General features: G+C 68.1%; 20 protein-coding genes. 10 read left to right on the top strand and 10 right to left on the bottom strand.

What is annotated here, in order from left to right; translation table 11 throughout:
• Positions 1–3 precede the first annotated feature (3 nt).
• From ACT3SZ_RS03175 to ACT3SZ_RS03160, 4 genes are all read left to right on the top strand, one after another.
• A complete protein-coding gene (locus tag ACT3SZ_RS03175) occupies positions 4–777 on the top strand; it encodes a class I SAM-dependent methyltransferase (RefSeq protein WP_444616623.1) in 774 nt (257 codons plus the stop codon).
• 89 nt (positions 778–866) lie between these two features.
• On the top strand, positions 867–1307 hold the full coding sequence (locus ACT3SZ_RS03170; protein ID WP_444616621.1) for a DoxX family protein: 441 nt from the start codon (positions 867–869) through the stop codon (positions 1305–1307).
• Between the two features lie 119 nt (positions 1308–1426).
• Positions 1427–2968, top strand: a complete 1542-nt coding sequence (exaC, locus tag ACT3SZ_RS03165; RefSeq protein WP_444616619.1) for an acetaldehyde dehydrogenase ExaC — start codon at positions 1427–1429, stop codon at positions 2966–2968.
• 61 nt (positions 2969–3029) lie between these two features.
• The gene (locus ACT3SZ_RS03160; protein ID WP_444616618.1) at positions 3030–3584 is read left to right on the top strand and encodes a type 1 glutamine amidotransferase domain-containing protein; all 555 of its coding nucleotides are present in this window, start codon (positions 3030–3032) and stop codon (positions 3582–3584) included.
• A gap of 12 nt (positions 3585–3596) precedes the next feature.
• Here ACT3SZ_RS03160 and mgrA read toward each other — a convergent pair whose 3' ends face one another.
• A complete protein-coding gene (mgrA, locus tag ACT3SZ_RS03155) occupies positions 3597–4655 on the bottom strand; it encodes an L-glyceraldehyde 3-phosphate reductase (protein WP_444616617.1) in 1059 nt (352 codons plus the stop codon).
• A 189-nt stretch (positions 4656–4844) separates the two neighbouring features.
• On the opposite strand from mgrA, the gene ACT3SZ_RS03150 reads away from it, so the two are divergent.
• The gene (locus tag ACT3SZ_RS03150; RefSeq protein ID WP_444617044.1) at positions 4845–6215 is read left to right on the top strand and encodes a hemolysin family protein; all 1371 of its coding nucleotides are present in this window, start codon (positions 4845–4847) and stop codon (positions 6213–6215) included.
• On the top strand, positions 6208–7245 hold the full coding sequence (locus tag ACT3SZ_RS03145; protein WP_444616615.1) for a CNNM domain-containing protein: 1038 nt from the start codon (positions 6208–6210) through the stop codon (positions 7243–7245). The genes ACT3SZ_RS03150 and ACT3SZ_RS03145 overlap by 8 nt, the downstream gene beginning before the upstream one ends.
• Positions 7246–7264: 19 nt before the next feature.
• Here the strand turns inward: ACT3SZ_RS03145 and ACT3SZ_RS03140 are convergent, their stop codons facing one another.
• Positions 7265–8179, bottom strand: a complete 915-nt coding sequence (locus ACT3SZ_RS03140; RefSeq protein WP_444616613.1) for a PaaI family thioesterase — start codon at positions 8177–8179, stop codon at positions 7265–7267.
• A complete protein-coding gene (locus ACT3SZ_RS03135) occupies positions 8176–9042 on the bottom strand; it encodes a PaaI family thioesterase (RefSeq protein WP_444616611.1) in 867 nt (288 codons plus the stop codon). The genes ACT3SZ_RS03140 and ACT3SZ_RS03135 overlap by 4 nt, the downstream gene beginning before the upstream one ends.
• Before the next feature lie 110 nt (positions 9043–9152).
• On the opposite strand from ACT3SZ_RS03135, the gene dps reads away from it, so the two are divergent.
• The 3 genes from dps (at position 9153) to ACT3SZ_RS03120 (ending at position 12212) form a co-directional block, all read left to right on the top strand.
• Complete coding sequence (gene dps / locus ACT3SZ_RS03130; RefSeq protein ID WP_444616610.1) at positions 9153–9656, top strand: DNA starvation/stationary phase protection protein Dps; 504 nt, start codon at positions 9153–9155, stop codon at positions 9654–9656.
• A 188-nt stretch (positions 9657–9844) separates the two neighbouring features.
• Positions 9845–11137 carry a glycosyltransferase 87 family protein gene (locus ACT3SZ_RS03125; RefSeq protein WP_444616609.1) on the top strand — a complete coding sequence of 431 codons (1293 nt, stop codon included), beginning with the start codon at positions 9845–9847 and terminating at the stop codon, positions 11135–11137.
• A 67-nt stretch (positions 11138–11204) separates the two neighbouring features.
• Entirely contained in the window at positions 11205–12212 is a 1008-nt protein-coding gene (locus tag ACT3SZ_RS03120) for a GmrSD restriction endonuclease domain-containing protein (RefSeq protein ID WP_444616608.1), read from the top strand.
• Positions 12213–12230: 18 nt separating this feature from the next.
• Here the strand turns inward: ACT3SZ_RS03120 and ACT3SZ_RS03115 are convergent, their stop codons facing one another.
• Complete coding sequence (locus ACT3SZ_RS03115) at positions 12231–13046, bottom strand: CPBP family intramembrane glutamic endopeptidase (protein WP_444616606.1); 816 nt, start codon at positions 13044–13046, stop codon at positions 12231–12233.
• Positions 13047–13272: 226 nt separating this feature from the next.
• Between ACT3SZ_RS03115 and ACT3SZ_RS03110 the strand changes: the two genes are divergently transcribed.
• Positions 13273–14733 carry a dicarboxylate/amino acid:cation symporter gene (locus tag ACT3SZ_RS03110; RefSeq protein ID WP_444616604.1) on the top strand — a complete coding sequence of 487 codons (1461 nt, stop codon included), beginning with the start codon at positions 13273–13275 and terminating at the stop codon, positions 14731–14733.
• Positions 14734–14913: 180 nt separating this feature from the next.
• On the opposite strand, the gene ACT3SZ_RS03105 is transcribed toward ACT3SZ_RS03110, so the two are convergent.
• The 6 genes from ACT3SZ_RS03105 to ACT3SZ_RS03080 all read right to left on the bottom strand — a co-directional run bounded on the left by ACT3SZ_RS03105 (position 14914) and on the right by ACT3SZ_RS03080 (position 19987).
• Positions 14914–16419 carry a carboxylesterase/lipase family protein gene (locus ACT3SZ_RS03105; protein ID WP_444616602.1) on the bottom strand — a complete coding sequence of 502 codons (1506 nt, stop codon included), beginning with the start codon at positions 16417–16419 and terminating at the stop codon, positions 14914–14916.
• A gap of 84 nt (positions 16420–16503) precedes the next feature.
• On the bottom strand, positions 16504–17781 hold the full coding sequence (locus tag ACT3SZ_RS03100; RefSeq protein WP_444616600.1) for an NAD(P)/FAD-dependent oxidoreductase: 1278 nt from the start codon (positions 17779–17781) through the stop codon (positions 16504–16506).
• 53 nt (positions 17782–17834) lie between these two features.
• Entirely contained in the window at positions 17835–18017 is a 183-nt protein-coding gene (locus ACT3SZ_RS03095; protein WP_075816283.1) for a rubredoxin, read from the bottom strand.
• Positions 18018–18068: 51 nt separating this feature from the next.
• Entirely contained in the window at positions 18069–18245 is a 177-nt protein-coding gene (locus ACT3SZ_RS03090) for a rubredoxin (protein WP_441579309.1), read from the bottom strand.
• Between the two features lie 89 nt (positions 18246–18334).
• Positions 18335–18724 carry a hypothetical protein gene (locus tag ACT3SZ_RS03085; protein ID WP_444616598.1) on the bottom strand — a complete coding sequence of 130 codons (390 nt, stop codon included), beginning with the start codon at positions 18722–18724 and terminating at the stop codon, positions 18335–18337.
• Positions 18725–18727: 3 nt separating this feature from the next.
• On the bottom strand, positions 18728–19987 hold the full coding sequence (locus tag ACT3SZ_RS03080) for an alkane 1-monooxygenase (protein WP_444616596.1): 1260 nt from the start codon (positions 19985–19987) through the stop codon (positions 18728–18730).
• Between the last annotated feature and the right edge of the window lie 9 nt (positions 19988–19996).

The following is a 19996-nucleotide window of genomic DNA, read 5'->3' as shown; positions in this document are numbered from 1 at the left end:
GTCATGAGCGACAACCCCGGCGACAGCCCTGAAGCACCCCGCAGCAACTGGTTCACTGGCGGCGCGGAGTACGCGTCCTTCCGGCCGTCCTACCCCACGCAGGTCTCGGGATTCCTGGCGGAGCACACGCCGGGCACGGGCGTGGCGGTGGACGTGGGCTGCGGCACCGGGCAGTTGTCGGTGCAGTTGGCGGACTACTTCGACCGGGTGCTGGCGTTCGACCCCAGCGAGTCGCAGCTGGCCTCGGCCACGGAGCACCCGAACATTGCCTACGGGGTGGCGTCGGCGGAGAAACTGCCGGTGGAGGACGGCTCGGCGGACTTGGTCACCGCGGCGCAGGCGGCGCACTGGTTCACGCTGCCCGACTTCTACGCCGAGGCCCGGCGTATCGGCCGGGAGGGCGCGTTGATCGCGCTGGTGAGTTACGGGGTGCTGCGGATTTCGGATGCGGACGTGCAGGAGCGGTTCGGCCGGTTCTACTACGACGAGATCGGTCCGTACTGGGATCCGGAGCGTCGCTACGTCGACGAGGGGTACCGCACGATGCCGTTCCCCTTCGAGGAGCTGGACGTCCCGGAGCTCAGCATCGACGCCGACCTGGACCGGGAGGCGTTCCTGGGGTACGTGGGCACGTGGTCGGCGGTGCGTAAGGCGGAGCAGCAGGGGCGCTCGGACCTGTTCCAGAACTTCGCTTCGGACCTGGTGGACATCTGGGGCGACAACGGTCGGCCGCGTCAGGTGTCGTGGCCGGTGGCGGTGCGCGCAGGGCGGTTGTGAGGCGCACATCACGAAAAGGTTGACACGTCAACCATCTCCGTTATTGTGGACACGTCAATCACTTCTCCAACCGGTAGCGAGGTTCCCTCATGTCCACCGTCTCCACCGCTTCCACGAGCGTTATTAGCAACGTCGTTATCCTGCTCGCCCGCATTGCGCTGGGCGTTACCCTCTTCGCCCATGGCTGGCAGAAGTTCGTCACCAACGGTATCGACGCCACCGCCCAGGGCTTCGAGTCCATGGGCGTGCCCGCGGCGACCGCGGCGGCGGTCTTTGCCGCGGCCGTGGAGCTCGTCGGCGGCGTCCTGCTGATCGTCGGCCTGCTGACGCCGCTGGTCGCCGTCCTCGTCGTCGCCGACATGGCCGGCGCGTTCTGGTACGCCCACAGTGAGGCGGGCACGATCTTCGTGTCGGACGGCGGCTACGAGCTCGTCCTCGTGCTCGCCGCGGGCGCGGCGCTGGTCGGCGCAGTCACGGGAGGTCGCTACGGCGTCGACGGCCTCCTGCGCCGCCGTCGCGTCGCGAAGTGATTGAGGTGACTCAGGCCACATTATAAAAAAATAGTGGTCGCCCTCACGCGGTGGAGGCGCTAGGTTGGTCGTGGCACGAGAACCAACCAGACGACCCCTGCATTGGGAGGCATCGCACCATGACCACCACAGCCACCGCCAGCAACGCTTACGCCGCCCCGGGTACCGAGGGCTCGCTCGTCTCCTTCAAGCCCCGGTACGAGAACTTCATCGGCGGCCAGTGGGTCGCCCCCGTCGACGGGCAGTACATCGAGAACATCAGCCCGGTCGACGGCAAGGTGTTCACCGAGGTCGCACGCTCTCAGGCCGCTGACATCGATAAGGCGGTGGACGCCGCCCACGCCGCCGCGCCCGCCTGGGGTAAGACCAGTGTGCAGGATCGCTCCCGCGTCCTGCTGAAGATCGCCGACGTCATCGAGGAAAACCTCGAGATGCTCGCCGTCGCCGAGACCTGGGACAACGGCAAGTCCGTGCGTGAGACGCTCGCCGCGGACCTCCCGCTCGCCGTCGACCACTTCCGCTACTACGCCGGTGCGCTGCGTGCCCAGGAGGGCTCGCTCTCGCAGATCGACGAGAACACCGTGGCCTACCACTTCCACGAGCCGCTCGGCGTGGTCGGCCAGATCATCCCCTGGAACTTCCCGATCCTCATGGCCGCGTGGAAGATCTGTCCCGCCCTCGCCGCGGGCAACGCCATCGTGCTCAAGCCCGCCGAGCAGACCCCGGCATCGATCCTGCTGGTCGCCGAGCTGATCTCCGACATTCTGCCGGATGGGGTGCTCAACATCGTCAACGGTCTCGGCGAGGAGGCTGGTGCGGCGCTGACGCAGAATGACCGCATCGCCAAGATCGCCTTCACCGGCTCCACCGAGGTCGGCAAGATCATCAACAAGGCAGTCGCCGACAAGCTCATCCCGGTGACCCTGGAGCTCGGCGGTAAGTCCCCGAACGTCTTCTTCGGCGACATCATGGATGCCGACGACTCCTTCCGGGAGAAGACCCTCGAGGGCCTGGCCATGTTCGCCCTGAACCAGGGTGAGGTGTGCACCTGCCCCTCGCGTGCGCTGATCCAGGAGGACATTGCCGACGAGTTCCTCGACCTCGCCGTCGAGCGCGTCCGCTCGATCAAGGCCGGCAACCCGCTGGACCCTGCCACGATGATCGGCGCGCAGGCCTCGCTGGAGCAGATGGACAAGATCACCAGCTACCTGAAGTCCGGTCCCGAGGAGGGCGCGGAGGTTCTCATCGGCGGCGGTGTGCGCACGGTCGACGGCCTGGAGAACGGCCTCTACGTGGAGCCCACGATCCTCAAGGGCAATAACAACATGCGTTGCTTCCAGGAGGAGATCTTCGGCCCGGTCCTCGCCGTCACCACCTTCAAGGACTTCGACGAGGCCATCCAGATCGCCAACGACACCGACTACGGTCTCGGCGCCGGCGTGTGGGCCCGCGACGGCCGCACCGCCTACCAGGCGGGCCGCGCCATCGAGTCCGGCCGAGTGTGGGTGAACAACTACCACTCCTACCCGGCACACGCGGCCTTCGGTGGCTACAAGAAGTCCGGCATCGGGCGCGAGACGCACCTGATGATGCTGGACCACTACCAGCAGACCAAGAACCTGCTGTGGTCCTACGACGAGAACCCGAACGGCCTGTTCTGATCCACGCGCGTAACGTAGGTGGGTGCCAGAGAACGACTCTCGTCAAGGAGGTACCCCACCCATGTCCGACCAGAAGAAGCTCACCGGCCGCACCGTCGTGGTCCTCGCCACCGACGGGTTCGAGGACTCCGAACTGACCTCCCCGCGCGATGCAGTCTTGGACGCTGGGGCCGATGTCGTCATCGCCACGCCCGGCGGTAAGGCGATCACCGGCAAGAAGGGCACGGAGGTTCCGGCGGACGCCCGCACCGCCGACGTTGACGCCGCCACGGTGGACGCCGTCCTGCTGCCCGGCGGGACGTCCAACGCCGATGCGCTTCGTCTCGACGCCGACGCGGTCGAGCTCGTGCGCGCGGTCGTGACCGGCGGCAAGCCGCTCGGCGTGATCTGTCACGGAGCCTGGATCCTTACCGACGCCGACGTGCTAAAGGGCAGGACGCTGACCTCCTACCCGAGCCTGCGCACCGATCTCGTCAACGCCGGTGCTACCTGGGTCGACGAGGAGGCGCACACCTGCGAGGGACCCGAGGGTGCCGGCACCATCGTGTCCTCGCGCACCCCGGCTGACCTGCCCGCCTTCGATGATGCGGTGGTCGCCGCCTTCGCCGCGTCCTAACTCGGTCGCGGGTTACGCCGTCGACCCCGTCGATTCGGTGGCGCCGGCCCACTGGTTGATGCCGCGGTCCACGGCCCACCGGTCGATCTCGGCGAGCTCGGCGTCGGTGAAGTCCAGGTTGTCGAGGGCGTCCAGCGAGTCGTCCAACTGGGCCACCGAGGACGCGCCAATCAGGGCGCTCGTGACCTCTGGGCGGCGCAGCACCCACGCGATCGCCATCTGCGCCAGGCTCTGACCTCGCGCCTCGGCAATGGTGTTCAGCGCTCGGACCGCCTCGACGGTCTCGTCGGTGAGGAAGGATTCCGACATCTTCCCCGCGCCCAGCCGCGACCCCTCCGGCACGCCGTCCAGGTATTTGCCGGTGAGCAGCCCCTGCGCCAGGGCGGAGAAGGCGATCACGCCAAGGCCCTCGTCGGCGCAGGCGGCGAGCAGGCCGTCCTCCACCCACCGGTTGAACATGGAGTACGAAGGCTGGTGGATCGTCAGTGGGGTGCCCAAATCCTGCGCGACCACGGTCGCGCGGCGGGTCAGTTCGGGGGAGTAGGAGCTGATGCCCACGTACAGGGCGCGCCCGCTGCGCACGAGATGGTCGAGGGCGGCCACGGTCTCTTCCACGGGGGTCTGCGGGTCGGGCCGGTGGTGGTAGAAGATGTCCACGTAGTCCAGGCCGAGCCTGCGCAGCGAGGCATCGCAGCTGGCCACGAGGTATTTTCGTGAGCCGCCGAAGCCGTACGGGCCGTCCTGCATCCGCCAGCCCGCTTTCGAACTGATCACGAGTTCATCGCGGTACGGGCGGAAGTCGGACGCCAGGAGCCGTCCTACGTTCTCCTCCGCCGCACCGGGCGGCGGACCGTAGTTATTCGCCAGGTCGAAGTGGGTCACGCCGCGGTCGAAGGCGCGGCGCAGGATTGCCCGCTGGGTGTCCAGCGGCCGGTCGTCGCCGAAGTTGTGCCACAGGCCCAGGGTGATCGCCGGCAGCTGTAGCCCGGAGGTGCCCGAGCGGCGGTAAGGCATGGTGGCGTAGCGGTCGTCGGCGGCCCGGTAAACGTCGGGGAACTCTGCGGTAGTCATGGGGGCCGAGGGTACCTGTGATCGTGTATCCTGCGTATCACTTACATTCACCGCATGAAGGAGTTGAGCGTCCACCATGGACGATGGTCCGTGTCCGAGTACTAAGGGTGGCACAAGCTGCAGGAACAGCCACAGTCACCCGCCCCGCGCAGGGAGCGCACCGGCCTTAGGGGGTGACCGGTGAGCCCGCTGCTGACGCTGCTGCTCGGCATCGTCGTCATCCTGGCCCTCATCGTCGCCAACGCCTATTTCGTGGCGCAGGAATTCGCCTATATGTCGGTGGACCGGGCGCGCCTGCGCGCTCTCGCCGCCGACGGGGATGCTGCGGCCGGACGTGCCCTGGCCGTCACCCGCAGGACGAGTTTCATGCTCTCCGGCGCGCAGCTGGGCATCACCGTCACCGGCCTGCTCGTTGGTGAACTGGCCGAACCGATGATCGGCGGGTCTATCGGGGAGATCCTTGGCGGGGTCGGCACCGCCGCCGTGGCCGCCACGGTGACGCTGGTGGTGGCCACGGTGGTGCAGATGATCTTCGCCGAGCTCTACCCGAAGAACCTCGCCATCGCCGCCCCGGAGCCGCTGGCCCGTGCGCTGGCCCGGTCCACGCAGGCCTACCTGTTTCTCTTCGGTTGGCTCATCGCCTTCTTCGACTGGTCCAGCAACGCCTTGCTGCGACTGGTGGGCGTGACCCCGGTGGAGGACGTGGACTCCACCGCCGACCGCAAGGACCTGGGACGCATCGTCGCCGACTCGCGTGCCTCCGGTGACCTGCCGCGGGAGTTGTCGATGCTCATCGACCGCATCCTCGACTTCCCGGAGCGCACCGTGGAGCACGCGATGGTGCCCCGGGCGCGGCTGGGGGAGATGGACCCAGGCACCACGGTGGCCGAGGCACGCGTGCGCATGGCCGGCGGACACACCCGCTACCCGGTGCTCGGCGCGGTGGAGGACGAGGAGTCCCATGAAGAGGAGGAACATCTCTACGGTGTGCTGCACCTGGACGACGTCCTCGATCCTGACCTCGACCCGTCCACTACGGTGGAATCGCTGGTGCGTGAGCCCGTGGTGCTGCCCGAGGTGATGGCGCTGCCGGATGCTCTGGTGGAACTTCAGGAGTCCGACAACCGGCTGGCCTGCGTGGTCGACGAGTACGGCGGGGTGTCCGGTGTGCTCACCGCCGAGGACCTGGCCGAGGAACTCGTCGGGGAACTCACCGACGAGCACGACGCCCCCGAGCACCACATCAGTGCGGAGGAGACCACCTCCGACGGCGTGCAGCGCTGGCGCATCGCCGGCGACGAGCACCTCGACGAGGTGTCGCGTGTGCTCGATGTGCGATTGCCCGACGGCGAGTACGAAACCCTCGCCGGCCTGGTCATCGATGAGCTCGGTTCTCTGCCGGAGGTCGGCGAGATCGTGCCCGTCGCCCTGCCGCGCGACCCGCGGGAGGTCGTCGACGACCGCCCGCAGGACCGCGTCCTGGTCGCCGAGGTGACCGAGGTCGGCAATCACGTCCCCACCGAACTGCTCGTCCACCTGGAGGTGAGCGACGATGAGTGATCTCACCGTGGTCCTGGTGACCCTGCTGCTGCTCGTCGGCAGTGCCTTTTTCGTGATGATCGAGTTCGCCCTGCTGGGCGTGCGACGTCACCGGTTGGAGGAAACCGCCGACGGGAGCCTCACCGCCCGCGCCGCCCTGCGCGGCGTGAACGAATTGACCGTGATGCTCGCCGCCGCGCAGCTCGGCATCACCGCCTGCACCTTCGCCCTCGGCGCGGTGACGAAGCCGGCGGTGTCGTCCTGGTTGAATCCTCTGTTCACCGCCTGGGGCATTCCGGACGGTGCGGCGTACACCGTGTCCTTCGTCCTGGCCCTGCTGGTGGTGACGTTCCTGCACCTGGTCATCGGCGAGATGGCACCGAAGTCCTGGGCGATCGCCTTCCCGGAGCGCGCCGCCCGTCTGGTGTCCGTGCCGGCGAGGGCGCTGGCGTGGGTGCTGCGACCGCTGCTGCTGTGGATGAACCGGGTGGCCAACCGGCTGGTGAAGTTGTCGGGTGTGGAGCCCGTCGACCGGGCGGCCGCCGCCGGGCACGACGCCGCCACCCTGCGCCACCTCGTGGAACACTCCGCCGAGGAGGGTGCGCTGGAGGCCGAGTTCCAGTCCCAGATCGCCGGCGCCCTGGACCTGCAGCAACGCACTCTCGGCGAGTTGCCGGGCACGGAGGTCCCGCATTTGACGGCCGCGGCGACGGTCGGGGAGGTGCAGGACGCTGCCCGCCGCACCGCGCAGATGCGCGTCCTGCTGGAAGGGCCGGACGGTGCGTCGACGTCGGTGCTGCATGTGCGCGACACCCTGCCGGAGGCACGCACGGCCCCGGCCGCCCCGTTGGCCCGGGACCTGCTGGTGCTGCCGGCGTCGATGCCGGTGTACGAGGCGTTCCGCCGGATGCGTGAGGCCAGCGAGCAGCTCGTGGGCGTGAGCGGCTCTGGTGCTACAAGCACCCTGCTGCCGCGGGTCGTGACGCTGCCGGAGATCCTGGCGTTCGTCCTGCCGCGCGAGGCAGGGCAGGGGCAGGACGCCGCGTCCTAAGCGGACACGACGGCGCCTGCTACGGCAGCAGCTTCTCCGGGATGCGCATGCCGATGACCTCGTCGCGGGTCATCGCACCATCGGCGAGGACCTCGGCGCACACGTAGCGCGCGCGGTCCTCCGGTACCGGGATGCGTCGGGCATGGCTGAGCACGGAGTTCAGCCGGCCGTCGCCGCTGGCCCGGTCCTCCGGACCGCCCCAGGCCTTCCAGGCCACGGCGGTGACAAGGGAGGCCAGGGTGATGCCCGTCGGGTCGTACGGCGGGGCAGACTCGTCGGACGAACGCGGTGTGGAGGATCCGTCGGTGGCGAATTCGCGGCTGGCCTCACGTCCCTTGCGGGGGCGTACGTGCAGGTCCTGCTGGCCGATGCCCACCACGGTGCCGTCGGGGTTACGGATCACCGAGGTATAGGCCACGTTGAGGTAGCCGTCGTCACGCACCCGCTGGCGGATCATCTCGACCATGTCGTCGTCGACCTCGACCTGCAGCAATGCGCCGTTCTGCCCCGGATTGAGGAACTGGAAGGTGCCGGTGCGCGTCCACGCCTCGTAGTCGGAGCCCAGGCGACGCATCACCAGGGTGCCGAAGAGGATGTCGGTCATGGCGAACAGGGTGCCGCCGAAGGCGGCGTTGTTCGGGGTGCGGGTCATCGGACTCAGCCGCAGGACGACCTCGCCGTGGGACCAGTCTTTGGCGATATTGCGCAGCCGGATGCCGGAGCCCGCCAGCGGCGGCCACAGGCGCGTGACCTGCTCCATCCCGCGTGGGGTGGAGAACACGTAGCGGGTGATGTAGCTCTCCACGGAGCGGTAGACCCGCACGGGGAGGGACCGTCGCCGGCCGGTGCCGCGCTGAGCCCGCTCTGCCCGCTCGGCCTGCTCAGCCCGCTCGGGCGGGGAGTGCGGTGAGTGGGGAGGGGTGGGCGCGCTCATCCTTCGCTCCCTTCCGGCAGCACCGGCAACACCGGCAGCAGTCGTTCGGGGATGTGCAGTTCCAGGATCTGCTCGCGGGTCAGCGCGCCGGTCTTCAGCGCCTCGGCCGCCACGTAGCGTGCCTGGTCCTCGGGCTCGGGGATCCGACGGGAATGGCTGAGCGCGGAGTTGAGCTGCCCGCCACGGTCGGACGCATCGTCCTCGCTGCCCCATGCCCGCCACGCCAGGGCGGTGACCAGCGATGCCAAGGTGATGCCGCGTGGCTCCAGCGGCGGGGCGGACTCCTCGACGGCGCGCGCGGTCGTCGAGCCGTCCTGCGCGGTGGGACGCTGCGCCTCGCGCCCCTTGCGGGGGCGCACGTGCAGGTCCTGCTGGCCGATACCGACCACGGTGCCGTCCGGATTGTGGATCGTGGAGGTGAACGCCACGTTGTAGTAGCCGTGCTGCTCGACCTTGGCGATGATGTCGTCGATCATCTCATCGTCCGCATCGACGATGAGTTTGGCACCATTGCGCCCCGGGTTCAGGTACTGGAAGCTGCCGGTTCGGGTCCAGGCCTCGTAGTCGGAGCCGAGCCGCTTCATCACCAAGGTGCCGAAGAGGATGTCGGTCATGGCGAACAGGGTGCCGCCGAACGCCGCGCCGTGCATGTTTCGGTTCAACGGGCCGAGTCGCAGGACCACGGTGCCGTGTGACCAGTCATCGGCGACGCCGCGGACCTTCACACCGGCACCGGCGAGCGGCGGCCATACGTCCAGCGAGCGTTCGAAGGACTGAGGGCCGGAGAACACACGCTTCATGACCTGCCCCTGGGCCTTGCGGACGAGCTGTCGGGCGCGGGAGGGATTCTTTCGAGAAGTCATAATATCCGTAACACTACATTCCGTTGGGGGTGCACGAGAACGATTATGTGAACATGGCGGCCTCGGCAGTCCGGGCGTACTCTGAGGTGGTGAAAGGAGAGATTCACATCATGAGTAACTTCACTGTTCCGGGCCTGTCCGAGGGCGACGCCAAGCAGGTCATCGACATCCTGCAGGAGCGCCTTACCGCGTACAACGACCTGCACCTGATCCTCAAGCACGCACACTGGAACGTCGTTGGTCCGACGTTCATCGGTGTCCACGAGATGCTCGACCCCGAGGTCGACCGTGTCCGTGGCGATGCGGACGACGTAGCCGAGCGCATCGCCGCCCTCGGTGGCGAGCCGGTCGGCACCCCTGATTCGCACGCGCCGGGCCGTGACCCGCTGCAGTACCCGATCAATAAGGGAACTGTGCAGCAGCACCTCAGCGCGCTGAACGAGATCTACGACAAGGTCATCGTGGACACCCGCGAGGCCGACTCCGCCGTGGATCAGCTCGATCCCGTCACCGAGGACCTCATCGTGGGCCAGGTGCGCGAGATGGAGAAGTTCCAGTGGTTCATCCGGGCACACCTGGAGGACGGCAGCGGCAACATCTCCGGCGGAGCCTAGTTTCCCCGTAGTTCCCTGTCGCGAGTTCTCTGTCGCGTTTTCTCCTGAAACCGCTGTCGGCCCCCAAGGGCTGACAGCGGTTTCACAGTGTGCGGGAGTGGTGTGTCCAGCGCCGTCCCCTACGCTTGTTCCCCGACCTGACCACCTGCGCTGATCAACTGAGCCCCGTACGGAAGAGACCGCCTGCCATGACCCCTGCCGCACCGTCGCGCCCCGAGCCCACCAGTGACCCGGGGACGGTGCCGGACAAGCCACCGCGCAGGACGCCACGCAGGACGCCACGCAGGACGCCCCGTACCACCGCAGGACGCACCGTCGCCGTCGCGGCCGCGGCGGTGGGCGTCGTCCTGCTGGTGTGGCAGTTGGTGGGCATCATCGGGCACGTCAGTTCGAGTTACCTGCTGGACGTCGGCGTATTCCGCGACGCCGGCAGGGCCGTCGTCGAGGGCGGCGGGCTCTACGGCGAGGACTTCGACTCCCGCAGCGGGTTCGCCTTCATCTACCCGCCGCTCGCGGCCGCCTTGTTCGTGCCGCTGACCTGGTTCGACGAGAACCTCATGGAGGCATTGTGGACGGCGACGAGCCTGCTGGCCTCCTGGGGTGTGCTCGCGATGGTCGCCGATCGGCTGCGCCTGTGGCGTCCGATGCTGGTGGCGCTGCCAATGTTGGGCTTCGCATTGTGCCTGGAGCCGTTGCAGACGCACCTGATGTACGGGCAGATCAACGTGTTCCTCGTGCTGCTGGTCACCGCGGACCTGCTGGGCTACACGCCGCGGTGGTTGCGTGGTGCCGGGGTGGGTTTGGCCGCGGGCATCAAGATCACCCCGGCGGCATATGCGCTGGTCTTCCTCGTGTCGCGACGCTGGGGCGACCTGGCTCGTTCGGCTGGGGCATTCTTCGTCACGGTGGCGCTTGGCTGGGCGATGCGTCCGGCGGAGTCGCTGTTCTACTGGACGGAGGAGTTCTTCAACGGCGACCGCGGCGGCCCGCCGGACTATGAGGCGAACCAGGCGTTGACCGGGCTGATCTCCCGGGCCGGGGTGGACGGCGACCTGGCGCAGACGATCATGCTGCCCGGGCTGCTGGTCATCGCGGTGCTGGCGGGCTGGGGTGCCTGGCAGTTGGGCCGGGCGGGACGTCCGGTGTCGGTGCTGCTGCTGATGGTGCTGGCGGTCAGCATCTCCGCGCCGGTGGCGGTCACGCACCACTGGTCGGGCATCATCGTGGCGGTGGGGTTGCTGGTCGCCTTGGTGCTGGGCCGTGAGGGTGCCTCGCGCGACTGGGTGACCCTGGTTGGGGTGTTCGTGCTGCTCGCGGCGAATGTGCTGCCCCGCAACGACGTGAGCGTGGACGCCACGGTGGAGCCGTACTACCGGGCGTTCGAGGGCAACTGGTTGCTGAGCAACGTGCAGGGTATCGCCGGGATCGTGTGTTTCGTGCTGCTGCTGGTGGCCGCCTGGCGCTGCCGCCCACGAGCCTGAGTAACACCCGTGTGAGTTATCCCCTTAGTATGTGAGTGGCAACGACCACATCAGACTCAGGGGTCACATGAGCTTCACCGGCCGGGCGTCCGTACTCGCCGCCGTCACCGCCACCGCACTGCTCCTCGCCGGCTGCGCCGGCACCACGCAGGACGCCACGACCGCCGCGCCTTCCGCCTCGTCCGCGCCGGCGGCGGCGTCCAGCGCGGCGTCCGAAGCGTCCTCCCCGGAGCCGACGACGGACGCGGCCGCGACCGAAGACGCCGGCGACGGAGCCGACGCTGCGTCCGGCGAACCTGCCGTGCAGGACATGGTCGACATGCTCGGCACCCTGGAGGTCAAGGGGCGGGCTCCGAAGACGGGTTACAGCCGTGACGAGTTCGGCCAGCGGTGGAAGGACACCGACCGCAACGGCTGTGACCAGCGTAATGACGTCCTCGCCCGCGACATGACCGACATTGACCGGGAAGGCCCGTGCACGGTGCTGACCGGCACCCTGGACGACCCGTACACGGCGACCACGATCGACTTCCTGCGTGGTCAGGACACGAGTACCGCGGTGCACATCGACCATGTTGTGGCCCTGTCGGACGCGTGGCAGAAGGGTGCGCAGCAGCTGTCGGCGGATCGTCGTGAGGAGTTCGCCAACGACCATCTCAACCTGCTGGCGGTCGACGGTCCGGCGAATATGCAGAAGGGCGACGGGGACGCCGCAACCTGGCTGCCGGCGAACCGCGCCTTCCGCTGCAGTTACGTGGCAACCCAGGTGCAGGTCAAGGCGAAGTACGCGTTGTGGGTGACCGCCGCCGAGCATGACGCGATCGCCCGGGAACTCGGTAACTGCGACTCGGACGGTTCCGCCGGGCTCGCCCCGGTCGAGGAGGCTCCTGAGCAGGCACCGGCTCCTGCCGCTGAGCAGGCCCCCGCCGCCGAGCCGGCGGGGGAGGCCGGCGGCGAGGTGTACTACCAGAACTGCACCGCGGCACGTGCGGCCGGAGCGGCTCCGCTCTACCGTGGGCAGCCGGGCTACCGGCCGCAGATGGACGGCGACAACGACGGCATCGCCTGCGAGTGAACCTCGTATCGGCGCAGGTTAGAGCAGCTGCCAGGCCGCGGCTGCGGCGAGCGCGCCGACCGCGTTGAGGGCCCAGTGCAGGCCGATCGGGGCGATCACGCTTCCGGTGTGGTGGCGCAGCCAGGTCAGTCCGGCACCGGCCCCCGCGGTGGCGACAACGGCGGCGCCCACACCCAACCACTGTGCTGCCGTCCCGGATCCCAGGAAGGCGGTCAGGCCCGCATTGCTGGCCGTCAGGTTCAGTGAGCTGGCGATGTGCCACAGGCCGAACAGCAGCGAACTACCGAAGAACACCAGTTTCGTGCCGCCCATGCGCGCCAGCGTGCCGTGCAGCACTCCGCGGAACGCCAGCTCCTCGGGAAGGACGGTCTGCAGCGGGATGATCACCAAAGCGGCGATCAGCGCGGTACGCAGGCTCGCATAGGACTCGTTGAAGAAGAACTCCCTGGTGAACGGCATCGCCAGGCCGATGCCGACGGCCAGCACCACCAGGCCGGCCGCGCCGAGACCGTACAACAGGCCCTTGCCGTGGGTGTGGCGTCCTAATCCGAGGTCCCGCCAGGTCATCCCGTTCGCACGCGCGATGACCAACAGGATCGCCACGCCCACCGGCACGGTGGTGGCGACGGCGGCGAGTTGGGAGAAGTGCGCGGTGACGTTGATCACGGCCAGTGCGGTGACGACCGCCAGGACGTTGAGGACGTCCCGCGTGTGGACTCCTCGCGACGGGGCGGCGGTGGTCGCGGTGGCGGCACCGGCGGCGGTGCCGGCGGTGGTGGTGGAACGCCGGCGGAACAGCGCGGATGGGGTGAATCGTGTGGTGGTCAGGCTCATTACGGATCAACGTTATACCGCCCGTGGCATGCCCCGCGAGCTCAACGGGCGGCTGTGGACGGATCGACATGGACTCCGGACACGACTGCCAGCCAACGGTCAGGGACGCCGCCCGGACCCACCCGGGAATGGAATCGGGGGCCTGTGGCGTTAGAGTATGGACACCAAGAATAGACAGATGAGTCTGTCCGTAACCCGTGCAGCGAAGAGAATCAGGAACACGCGCATGTCGACTACACACGACCAACGGAGCAGCCGCATCCCAGGCTGGCTCACCGGGTTCGGCGCCCAGGTTATCGCCGGTCTCGTCATCGGCCTCATCCTCGGCTTCATCGCCCGCGCCCAGGGTGCTGACCTCCCCGAAGACGATCAGAGCTGGCTCGGCACCCTCCTCAACGAGGTCGGCTCCACCTACGTTAGCCTGCTGAAGCTGATGATTCCGCCGCTGATCATCGCCGCGGTGATCACCTCGGTGGCGAATCTACGCAAGGTTGCCAACGCCGCACGTCTGGCGGTGAGCACCCTGATCTGGTTCGCCATTACCGCCTTCTTCTCCGTGCTTGTCGGCCTCGGCGTCGGCCTGGTGATGAAGCCGGGCGAGGGCACCTCGGTGGACGCGACCAGCGCCGCCGAACCGTCCAGCTCCGGTTCGTGGCTCGGATTCCTCGAGTCCATCGTCCCGGACAACATCCTCGGCCTGGCGGCCTCCGCCAACTCGGACGGAGACATCGGGCTGAGCTTCAATGTGCTGCAGCTTCTGGTCATCTCCATCGTGCTGGGCGTGGCCGCGGTGAAGGCGGGCAAGTCCGCTGAACCGTTCCTGGCGGTCACCGAGTCCCTGCTCACCGTGGTGCAGAAGGTGCTGTGGTGGATCATCCGCCTGGCCCCGATCGGCACCGGTGCCCTGATCGGCCACGCTGTCTCCGACTACGGGTGGGATGCCCTGGGTTCCCTCGGCAAGTTCGTCCTGGCCATCTACATCGGCCTGGCGCTCGTGATGCTGGTCATCTACCCCGCGGTGCTCGCGTTCAACGGACTGCCCGTGGTCGGTTTCTACCGCCGCGTGTGGCCGGTTACTTCCCTGGGCTTCATTACCCGCTCCTCGATGGGCGTGATGCCGGTGACGCAGCGAGTCACCGAACGCTCCATGGGTGTGCCCACCGAGTACGCCTCCTTCGCCGTGCCGCTGGGTGCGACGACGAAGATGGACGGTTGCGCCGCGGTCTACCCGGCCATCGCCGCCCTGTTCGTCGCCCAGTTCTACGGCATCGACCTCGGCTTCACCGACTACCTGCTGATCATCTTCGTGTCCGTGATCGGTTCGGCTGCGACCGCCGGCACCACCGGCGCGACCGTGATGCTGACCCTGACTCTGTCCACGCTGGGCCTGCCGCTCGCCGGTGTGGGTCTGCTGCTGGCCATCGAGCCGATCATCGACATGGGCCGTACCGCGGTCAACGTCACCGGCCAGTCCCTGGCGGCCACCGTGGTGGCCAAGCGGTCCGGCATCTGGGACAAGGACATCTGGGACGCCGCACAGGAAGGTGGGTTCGAGGCCTCCGCCGGCGAAGACAGCCACCGTGCGCACCTGCCGGAGGACGCTGAAGGCGCTGAGAGCACTGAGAGCACCGAGGCCACTGAAGATTCTGAGGCCTCTGATCTCACCGGTTCCACCGTGCGCGGCTGACCGATAGGCACGCGCTACTCCCACTGCGCGCTCCACGCGCACTGCACGCACCGCACGCACCGCACGCACCGCACCTTGAGCCCTCAGGTCGCTGATCACCCCGATTAGCGACCTGAGGGCTCAAGGTGTCACAGGGGGAAGGGGAAAAGGGGCAGTGGCACAGGGGAAGTAGAACAGCCGCTACCCGGTGAGCCGGACCCGCGACCACGCCTCACGCAGCTCCGGTACCGGATCGTCGACGGTCTGCTCGCCGGCGTCGAAGACCTGGGTGGCGAAACCGTCCCGGTAGGGGGTCCAGCCCGGGTCACCCCGGTGGATGAACTCACGCCAGCGCTGCTGCATCACCGCCGTCGTCGCCGACATCCGGTCGCGCCCACCCAGGGCCAGGGCACCCGGGCCGCGTCCGGAGTCGTAGCGTCCGAAGAGGATCGGCAGGTCCAGGGCGTGCGTGGCCCCGATGCCGGAGATGTTCAACGACGGTGTGGTCAGGTCCAGCCGGTACATCCAGGCGCGCCCGGACGGGTGCTGGTCGGCCAGCCGCATGGAGGGGGCGGTGAACAAGGCGTCGCCGACGAAGCGTCCGGCATCCCCGCGCCGCCGCCCGCCGGAGTAGAACGTGGACAGCACGTCCGGCCCATGCTCATCGTCGATGAGGCCGGCGAAGTCGCGGGTCTGGCCCTGCAGCGTCCTGCGCGATACCCGGTTCCAGCGCATCAGCACGTACTCGTCGAGGTTCGTGCCGACGAGCAGCGGCACGTCCAGCTGTGCGCCGGGTTCCAGGGGGTGGCGCGGCAGCAGGTCGTCGATGACCGGGGCGAAGGCACCGGCGATCCCGGCGGCACCCCAGGACGCGGCGTTGAGCTTCTCCGTCAACCAGGCGAGGTCGCGGTGGTCGGCGTCCAACGGGGTGGCGTCGGTCCGGGCGGCGAGCAGTTCCAGCGCCCCGTCCGAGAGCTGCCCGGCCTGGGCGGGGGAGTGCACCATCGCGCCGGCGGGGGACTGGGCGATGAAGCCGGCGACCAGACCGTCCATCCGTGGTGACGCGCTCAGCGCGGTCACCATCGCGCCACCGCTGGACTCGCCCATCACGGTGATCCGTGACGGGTCGCCGCCGAACGCGTGGGCGTTGGCGTGGACCCACTCGACGGCGGTGATGATGTCGGACAGCCCGGCGTTGGTCTCGAAACGGTCGGTGTTGAGGCCATCGGCGTGGCCCAGGGCAAGTTGGCCGAGCACGCCCAGGCGGTAGTTCACCGCCACGTACACCGCGTCGGTGGCGTTGGCGAAGTACTCGCCGGACAGCAGCGGCTCGCGGGCGGATCCGTGGATGTTCGAGCCGCCGTGCAGGTAGACCACGACAGGACGCTGCGAGTCACCGTCGCGGGGTGCGTCGCGCGGGACGACGATGTTGAGCCAGAGGCAGTCCTCGGAGCCGATCCACCCGTGGCGAGAGTCGCGCCACTGGCTGCAGTACTCGCCGGGACGGTCGGCGACGAAGGTCCCGTCCCACGGGGTCTTCGGTCGTGCACGGCGGAAGCGCAGGTCGCCGACGGGAGGTTCGGCGTAGGGGATGCCGCGGAAGGCCACGCCGTGGTTCACGGCGTGGCCCCGGATCCTCCCGGTGGTCGTGGTGACGGTCCACCGGTCGGCGACGGTTGTGCGGGCGGTGCGTGATCCCTGGTGCATGCCGACAAGCCTAACGCCCGGCCCCCGCGTGGGGTGGCCGGGCGTTGAGGACGGAGGGTCACGGTGGGCCCGTGCGGGCGGCACTCAGGTCGCCGAGGAGATGAGCGCCCCGTCGGTGAAGAACTCCGCCTCGACCTCGTGCAGGGTCATGCCCAGGGCGTTCTTCGCCTTGCGCACGACCGGGCTGCGGCCCACGGTGGTGACACCGGAGACCACGGACTCGCCGCCGGAGCGGGAGACGAGGCTGAACACCACGAGCTCCTCGTCCTCGTTGAGCAGGACGAGCTCGTGGTCCGCCGGGGTGTCGGACGGACCGGGCTGGCCGCTCTGCACCGGTCGGCCGGTGGCGCCGGCGAGGTTGAGCATCAGACCGTACTGGCGCGACCACCCCTTGGGAGGGGAGAGCAGGAAGGACTCGGCGTCCTTACCTGCCAGTGCGGCGCCGACGATGCCGCCGAGCAGACGGGCGGACCCCTCGTCCTCCGGGAGGTTGACGGTTCCGTCTTCGGCACGGATCTCCACGCAGTCACCCGCGGCCCAGACGCCGGGGGTGGAGGTGCGGCCGAACTCGTCGGTGACGATGCCGCGTCCGACCTCCAGCCCGGCCGAGCGGGCCAGGGAGATGTCGCGGTCGAGACCGACGGAGACGACCATGACGGCCGGGTCGAGTTCGCTGACCGCGGCGTCGATCTGCGCGTCGCTCAGACCGCAGCGGATGTCGATGCCGTGCTCGGTGTGGCGCTGCCGCAGCCAGCTGGCCGCGGCGGCGGGCAGGATGCGCCGGCAGATATCGTCCTGCGCCTCCAGCACGGTGACGCTGGCCTCGGTGAGGGAGGACGCGGCGGCCGCGGCCTCGAGTCCGAGGATGCCCGCGCCGACGATGACGACGTTGTCGCCGGCACCGAGGCCCTGGAGGGATCCGCGCAGCGACGTGGAGTGCTCGGGGGTGCGGATGTAGTGGACGTTGCGTCCGGCAGTCCACCCGGTCTCGAGCTCACGCGGGGAGGCCCCGGTGGTCAGCACGAGCTGGTCCCAGGGACGCTCCTCGCCATCGACAGTGAGGGTGCGGGCCGTGGTGTCCACAGCGGTGACCTCGCTGGACAGGTGCAGCTCGACGTCCACGTTGTCGGAACCGTCGAAGACCGCGCCGGGCAGGGAGACGTCCTGCGGGCTCTTGCCGTCGATGAGGATGTCCTTGTTCACGGACGGGCGACGGTAGGGGCGGTGCTCCTCACGGGTGTAGATGTCCACGGTGGTGGAACCGACCGTGTCCCCGGCCGCAGCGAGGAAGGCCTTGAGCGCCGAGTGGGCGGCCACACCGCCGCCGATGACGGCGATGCGCTGGTGGTCGGGTTCAGTCATGAGCAGGATCCTGTCTGTGAAAATCGGTGGTAGGTCAACGTGAGGGTGTGCGGCTACTTGCGGCTGATCTGGACCATCTCGAAGTCGGCTTTCGCCGCACCGCAATCCGGGCACTCCCAGTCATCGGGGATGTCGTCCCAGAGGGTGCCCGGGGGGAAGCCCTCCGCCGGGTCTCCTTCAGCCTCGTCGTAGATGTACCCGCACTGCAGGCATTCGTAGACTTTGTAGTCGTCCATGGTGAGCTCCTTTCCTGAGCTGGTGTCCGGTGCTGCCGTTGCGGTCGGCACCTAGCTGACCTTGTCGAAGTCGACCTTGTCGCGGACTCCGCAGTCGGGGCAGAACCAGTCCTCGGGGACCTCCGACTCCCAGTCGAATCCGGGGGAGAACCCTTCGGCGTCGTCTCCTGCATCGGTGTCGACTCGGTAGTCACACAGGGGGCACTGGTAGACAGCCACAGTGGTCACCTGGCCTTTCTCTTCTCAATGGTGTGTTTTATGGGGTTGCAGATAGGGAACCGCCGCCGGTGACGGCGACGGGTGGGCCAGCGGGCTCGTCAGACCGCGGGAGCCGGGCCAGCGGCGCCACCGGCACCGGCGGCGTAGTCGATGGGCTTGCGGTTCTTCGGCCGGGGGATCACGTGGGTGGACGGGACCCCGGGGCCGCGGATGAGACCGACGAGGCCGGGCAGGAGGAAGAACAGGGAGATCAGGACGAGCCACGGGCTCACGGCGTGCAGGTAGGCGGCACCGTACGCCCCGAAGATGCCCAGGGCCATTGCCACCGCGCCGATGACGGCGATCGCGGTGCAAAGCATGTAGTGCACCTTCGGGTTCGTCATCTTCTGCGGCGGAGCCTGGTTTTCGGGGATATCAGCCCCGCCGGTCGCGCGGATCGCGGCGATGTCGGAAGCGCCGGATGATGCGTTGTTCGTGGAGGCGGTCATTGATCAGCCCTCCTTGGTGGCGGCTGCCGGTGCTGCCGTGCCCCACTTGGCACGCAGCTTGGCGGCCTTCGCCGGGTAGAGGTTCGCACGCTCGGTGTCGTTGTTGTAGTACTGCATCAGACGCTTGTCCATGATCTTGAACCACAGGGGCGGGAACGAGGCGACGGCGATCATCGTCGCGTAACCGCCGGGCAGCTCCGGAGCGAAGACGTCCGAACGCAGGGACTGGTAACGCCGGGTGGGGTTGGCGTGGTGATCCGAGTGGCGCTGCAGCTGGTACAGGAAGATGTTGGTGGTGAGGTTGTCCGAGTTCCAGGAGTGCTCCGGGGAGCAGCGCTCGTAGCGGCCATCCTCGAGCTTCTGGCGCAGCAGGCCGTAGTGCTCCAGGTAGTTGACGAACTCCAGCAGTGCGATACCGATGACAGCCTGGATCAGCAGGTACGGCAGGATGTTGATGCCGAACACGGCGAGCAGCACGCCCCAGATCAGGACGGTGATCAGCCAGGCGTTGAGCACGTCGTTGTCCAGGTTGAACTGGCCCTTGCCGCCGCGGGCGAGACGCTTCTTCTCGATGTCCCAGGCGCGGGGGATCTGACGGGGGATGGAGCGGACCAGGTAGGCGTAGACGTTCTCGCCCATACGCGAGCTGACCGGATCCTCCGGGGTGGCGACCTTCACGTGGTGGCCCTTGTTGTGCTCCACGTAGAAGTGGCCGTAGGCGGGGACCGCCAGGACGATCTTGCCGAGCCAGCGCTCGAAGCTGCCCTTCTTGTGGCCGAGCTCGTGGGCGGCGACGATGCCGATACCCGAGGTCATGCCCATGGTCCAGGCCAGGCCGACCTTGTCGTACCACTCAAGCCCGCCGTAGGTCCACTGCCAGCAGCACATGATCAAGCTGGCCAGCATGAGCGGGAAGTACAAGTAGGAGATGATCCGGTAGTACTTCGTCTCCTCCAACCAGGGCACGAACTCTTCAGGAGCGTTCTCGCCGTCACGGCCGAGGACCCAGTCCCCGATGGGGACGATGATGAACACGGCGATGGGCCCGAGGAACCAGGATGCGGAGACCAGGACATCGGGAGCGCTGATGGCCCGCATCCACTCCACGATGCCCCAGATGATCAGCGGCATGGCACCGGGCACCATGCTGAGGATCCAGGCGTACTTCTTCTTGTCCACCCACTGCTTCTCTTCTGGGGTGAACGACTCTTCTGCGGTGACACCACCCTCGGCGGGTGCTGTCTTCTTGTTTGTTGTCGTCATGGCTAGGCG

It is taken from the genome of Corynebacterium sp. AOP40-9SA-29, assembly GCF_052377405.1.
Taxonomy (GTDB): domain Bacteria; phylum Actinomycetota; class Actinomycetes; order Mycobacteriales; family Mycobacteriaceae; genus Corynebacterium.
The sequence above is the reverse complement of the archived record's forward strand: the minus strand, read 5'-3'. Positions and strand labels throughout refer to the sequence as shown.

What these genes read in the sequence shown, in the direction of transcription:
- mgrA (WP_444616617.1), bottom strand. Translation starts at nt 4,655, where the DNA reads ATGACTACCGCAGAGTTCCCCGACGTTTACCGGGCCGCCGACGACCGC.
- ACT3SZ_RS03140 (WP_444616613.1), bottom strand. Translation starts at nt 8,179, where the DNA reads ATGAGCGCGCCCACCCCTCCCCACTCACCGCACTCCCCGCCCGAGCGG.
- ACT3SZ_RS03120 (WP_444616608.1), top strand. Translation starts at nt 11,205, where the DNA reads ATGAGCTTCACCGGCCGGGCGTCCGTACTCGCCGCCGTCACCGCCACC.
- exaC (WP_444616619.1), top strand. Translation starts at nt 1,427, where the DNA reads ATGACCACCACAGCCACCGCCAGCAACGCTTACGCCGCCCCGGGTACC.
- ACT3SZ_RS03085 (WP_444616598.1), bottom strand. Translation starts at nt 18,724, where the DNA reads ATGACCGCCTCCACGAACAACGCATCATCCGGCGCTTCCGACATCGCC.
- ACT3SZ_RS03095 (WP_075816283.1), bottom strand. Translation starts at nt 18,017, where the DNA reads ATGGACGACTACAAAGTCTACGAATGCCTGCAGTGCGGGTACATCTAC.
- ACT3SZ_RS03125 (WP_444616609.1), top strand. Translation starts at nt 9,845, where the DNA reads ATGACCCCTGCCGCACCGTCGCGCCCCGAGCCCACCAGTGACCCGGGG.
- ACT3SZ_RS03160 (WP_444616618.1), top strand. Translation starts at nt 3,030, where the DNA reads ATGTCCGACCAGAAGAAGCTCACCGGCCGCACCGTCGTGGTCCTCGCC.
- ACT3SZ_RS03080 (WP_444616596.1), bottom strand. Translation starts at nt 19,987, where the DNA reads ATGACGACAACAAACAAGAAGACAGCACCCGCCGAGGGTGGTGTCACC.
- ACT3SZ_RS03135 (WP_444616611.1), bottom strand. Translation starts at nt 9,042, where the DNA reads ATGACTTCTCGAAAGAATCCCTCCCGCGCCCGACAGCTCGTCCGCAAG.
- ACT3SZ_RS03105 (WP_444616602.1), bottom strand. Translation starts at nt 16,419, where the DNA reads ATGCACCAGGGATCACGCACCGCCCGCACAACCGTCGCCGACCGGTGG.
- dps (WP_444616610.1), top strand. Translation starts at nt 9,153, where the DNA reads ATGAGTAACTTCACTGTTCCGGGCCTGTCCGAGGGCGACGCCAAGCAG.
- ACT3SZ_RS03110 (WP_444616604.1), top strand. Translation starts at nt 13,273, where the DNA reads ATGTCGACTACACACGACCAACGGAGCAGCCGCATCCCAGGCTGGCTC.
- ACT3SZ_RS03170 (WP_444616621.1), top strand. Translation starts at nt 867, where the DNA reads ATGTCCACCGTCTCCACCGCTTCCACGAGCGTTATTAGCAACGTCGTT.
- ACT3SZ_RS03115 (WP_444616606.1), bottom strand. Translation starts at nt 13,046, where the DNA reads ATGAGCCTGACCACCACACGATTCACCCCATCCGCGCTGTTCCGCCGG.
- ACT3SZ_RS03145 (WP_444616615.1), top strand. Translation starts at nt 6,208, where the DNA reads ATGAGTGATCTCACCGTGGTCCTGGTGACCCTGCTGCTGCTCGTCGGC.
- ACT3SZ_RS03100 (WP_444616600.1), bottom strand. Translation starts at nt 17,781, where the DNA reads ATGACTGAACCCGACCACCAGCGCATCGCCGTCATCGGCGGCGGTGTG.
- ACT3SZ_RS03175 (WP_444616623.1), top strand. Translation starts at nt 4, where the DNA reads ATGAGCGACAACCCCGGCGACAGCCCTGAAGCACCCCGCAGCAACTGG.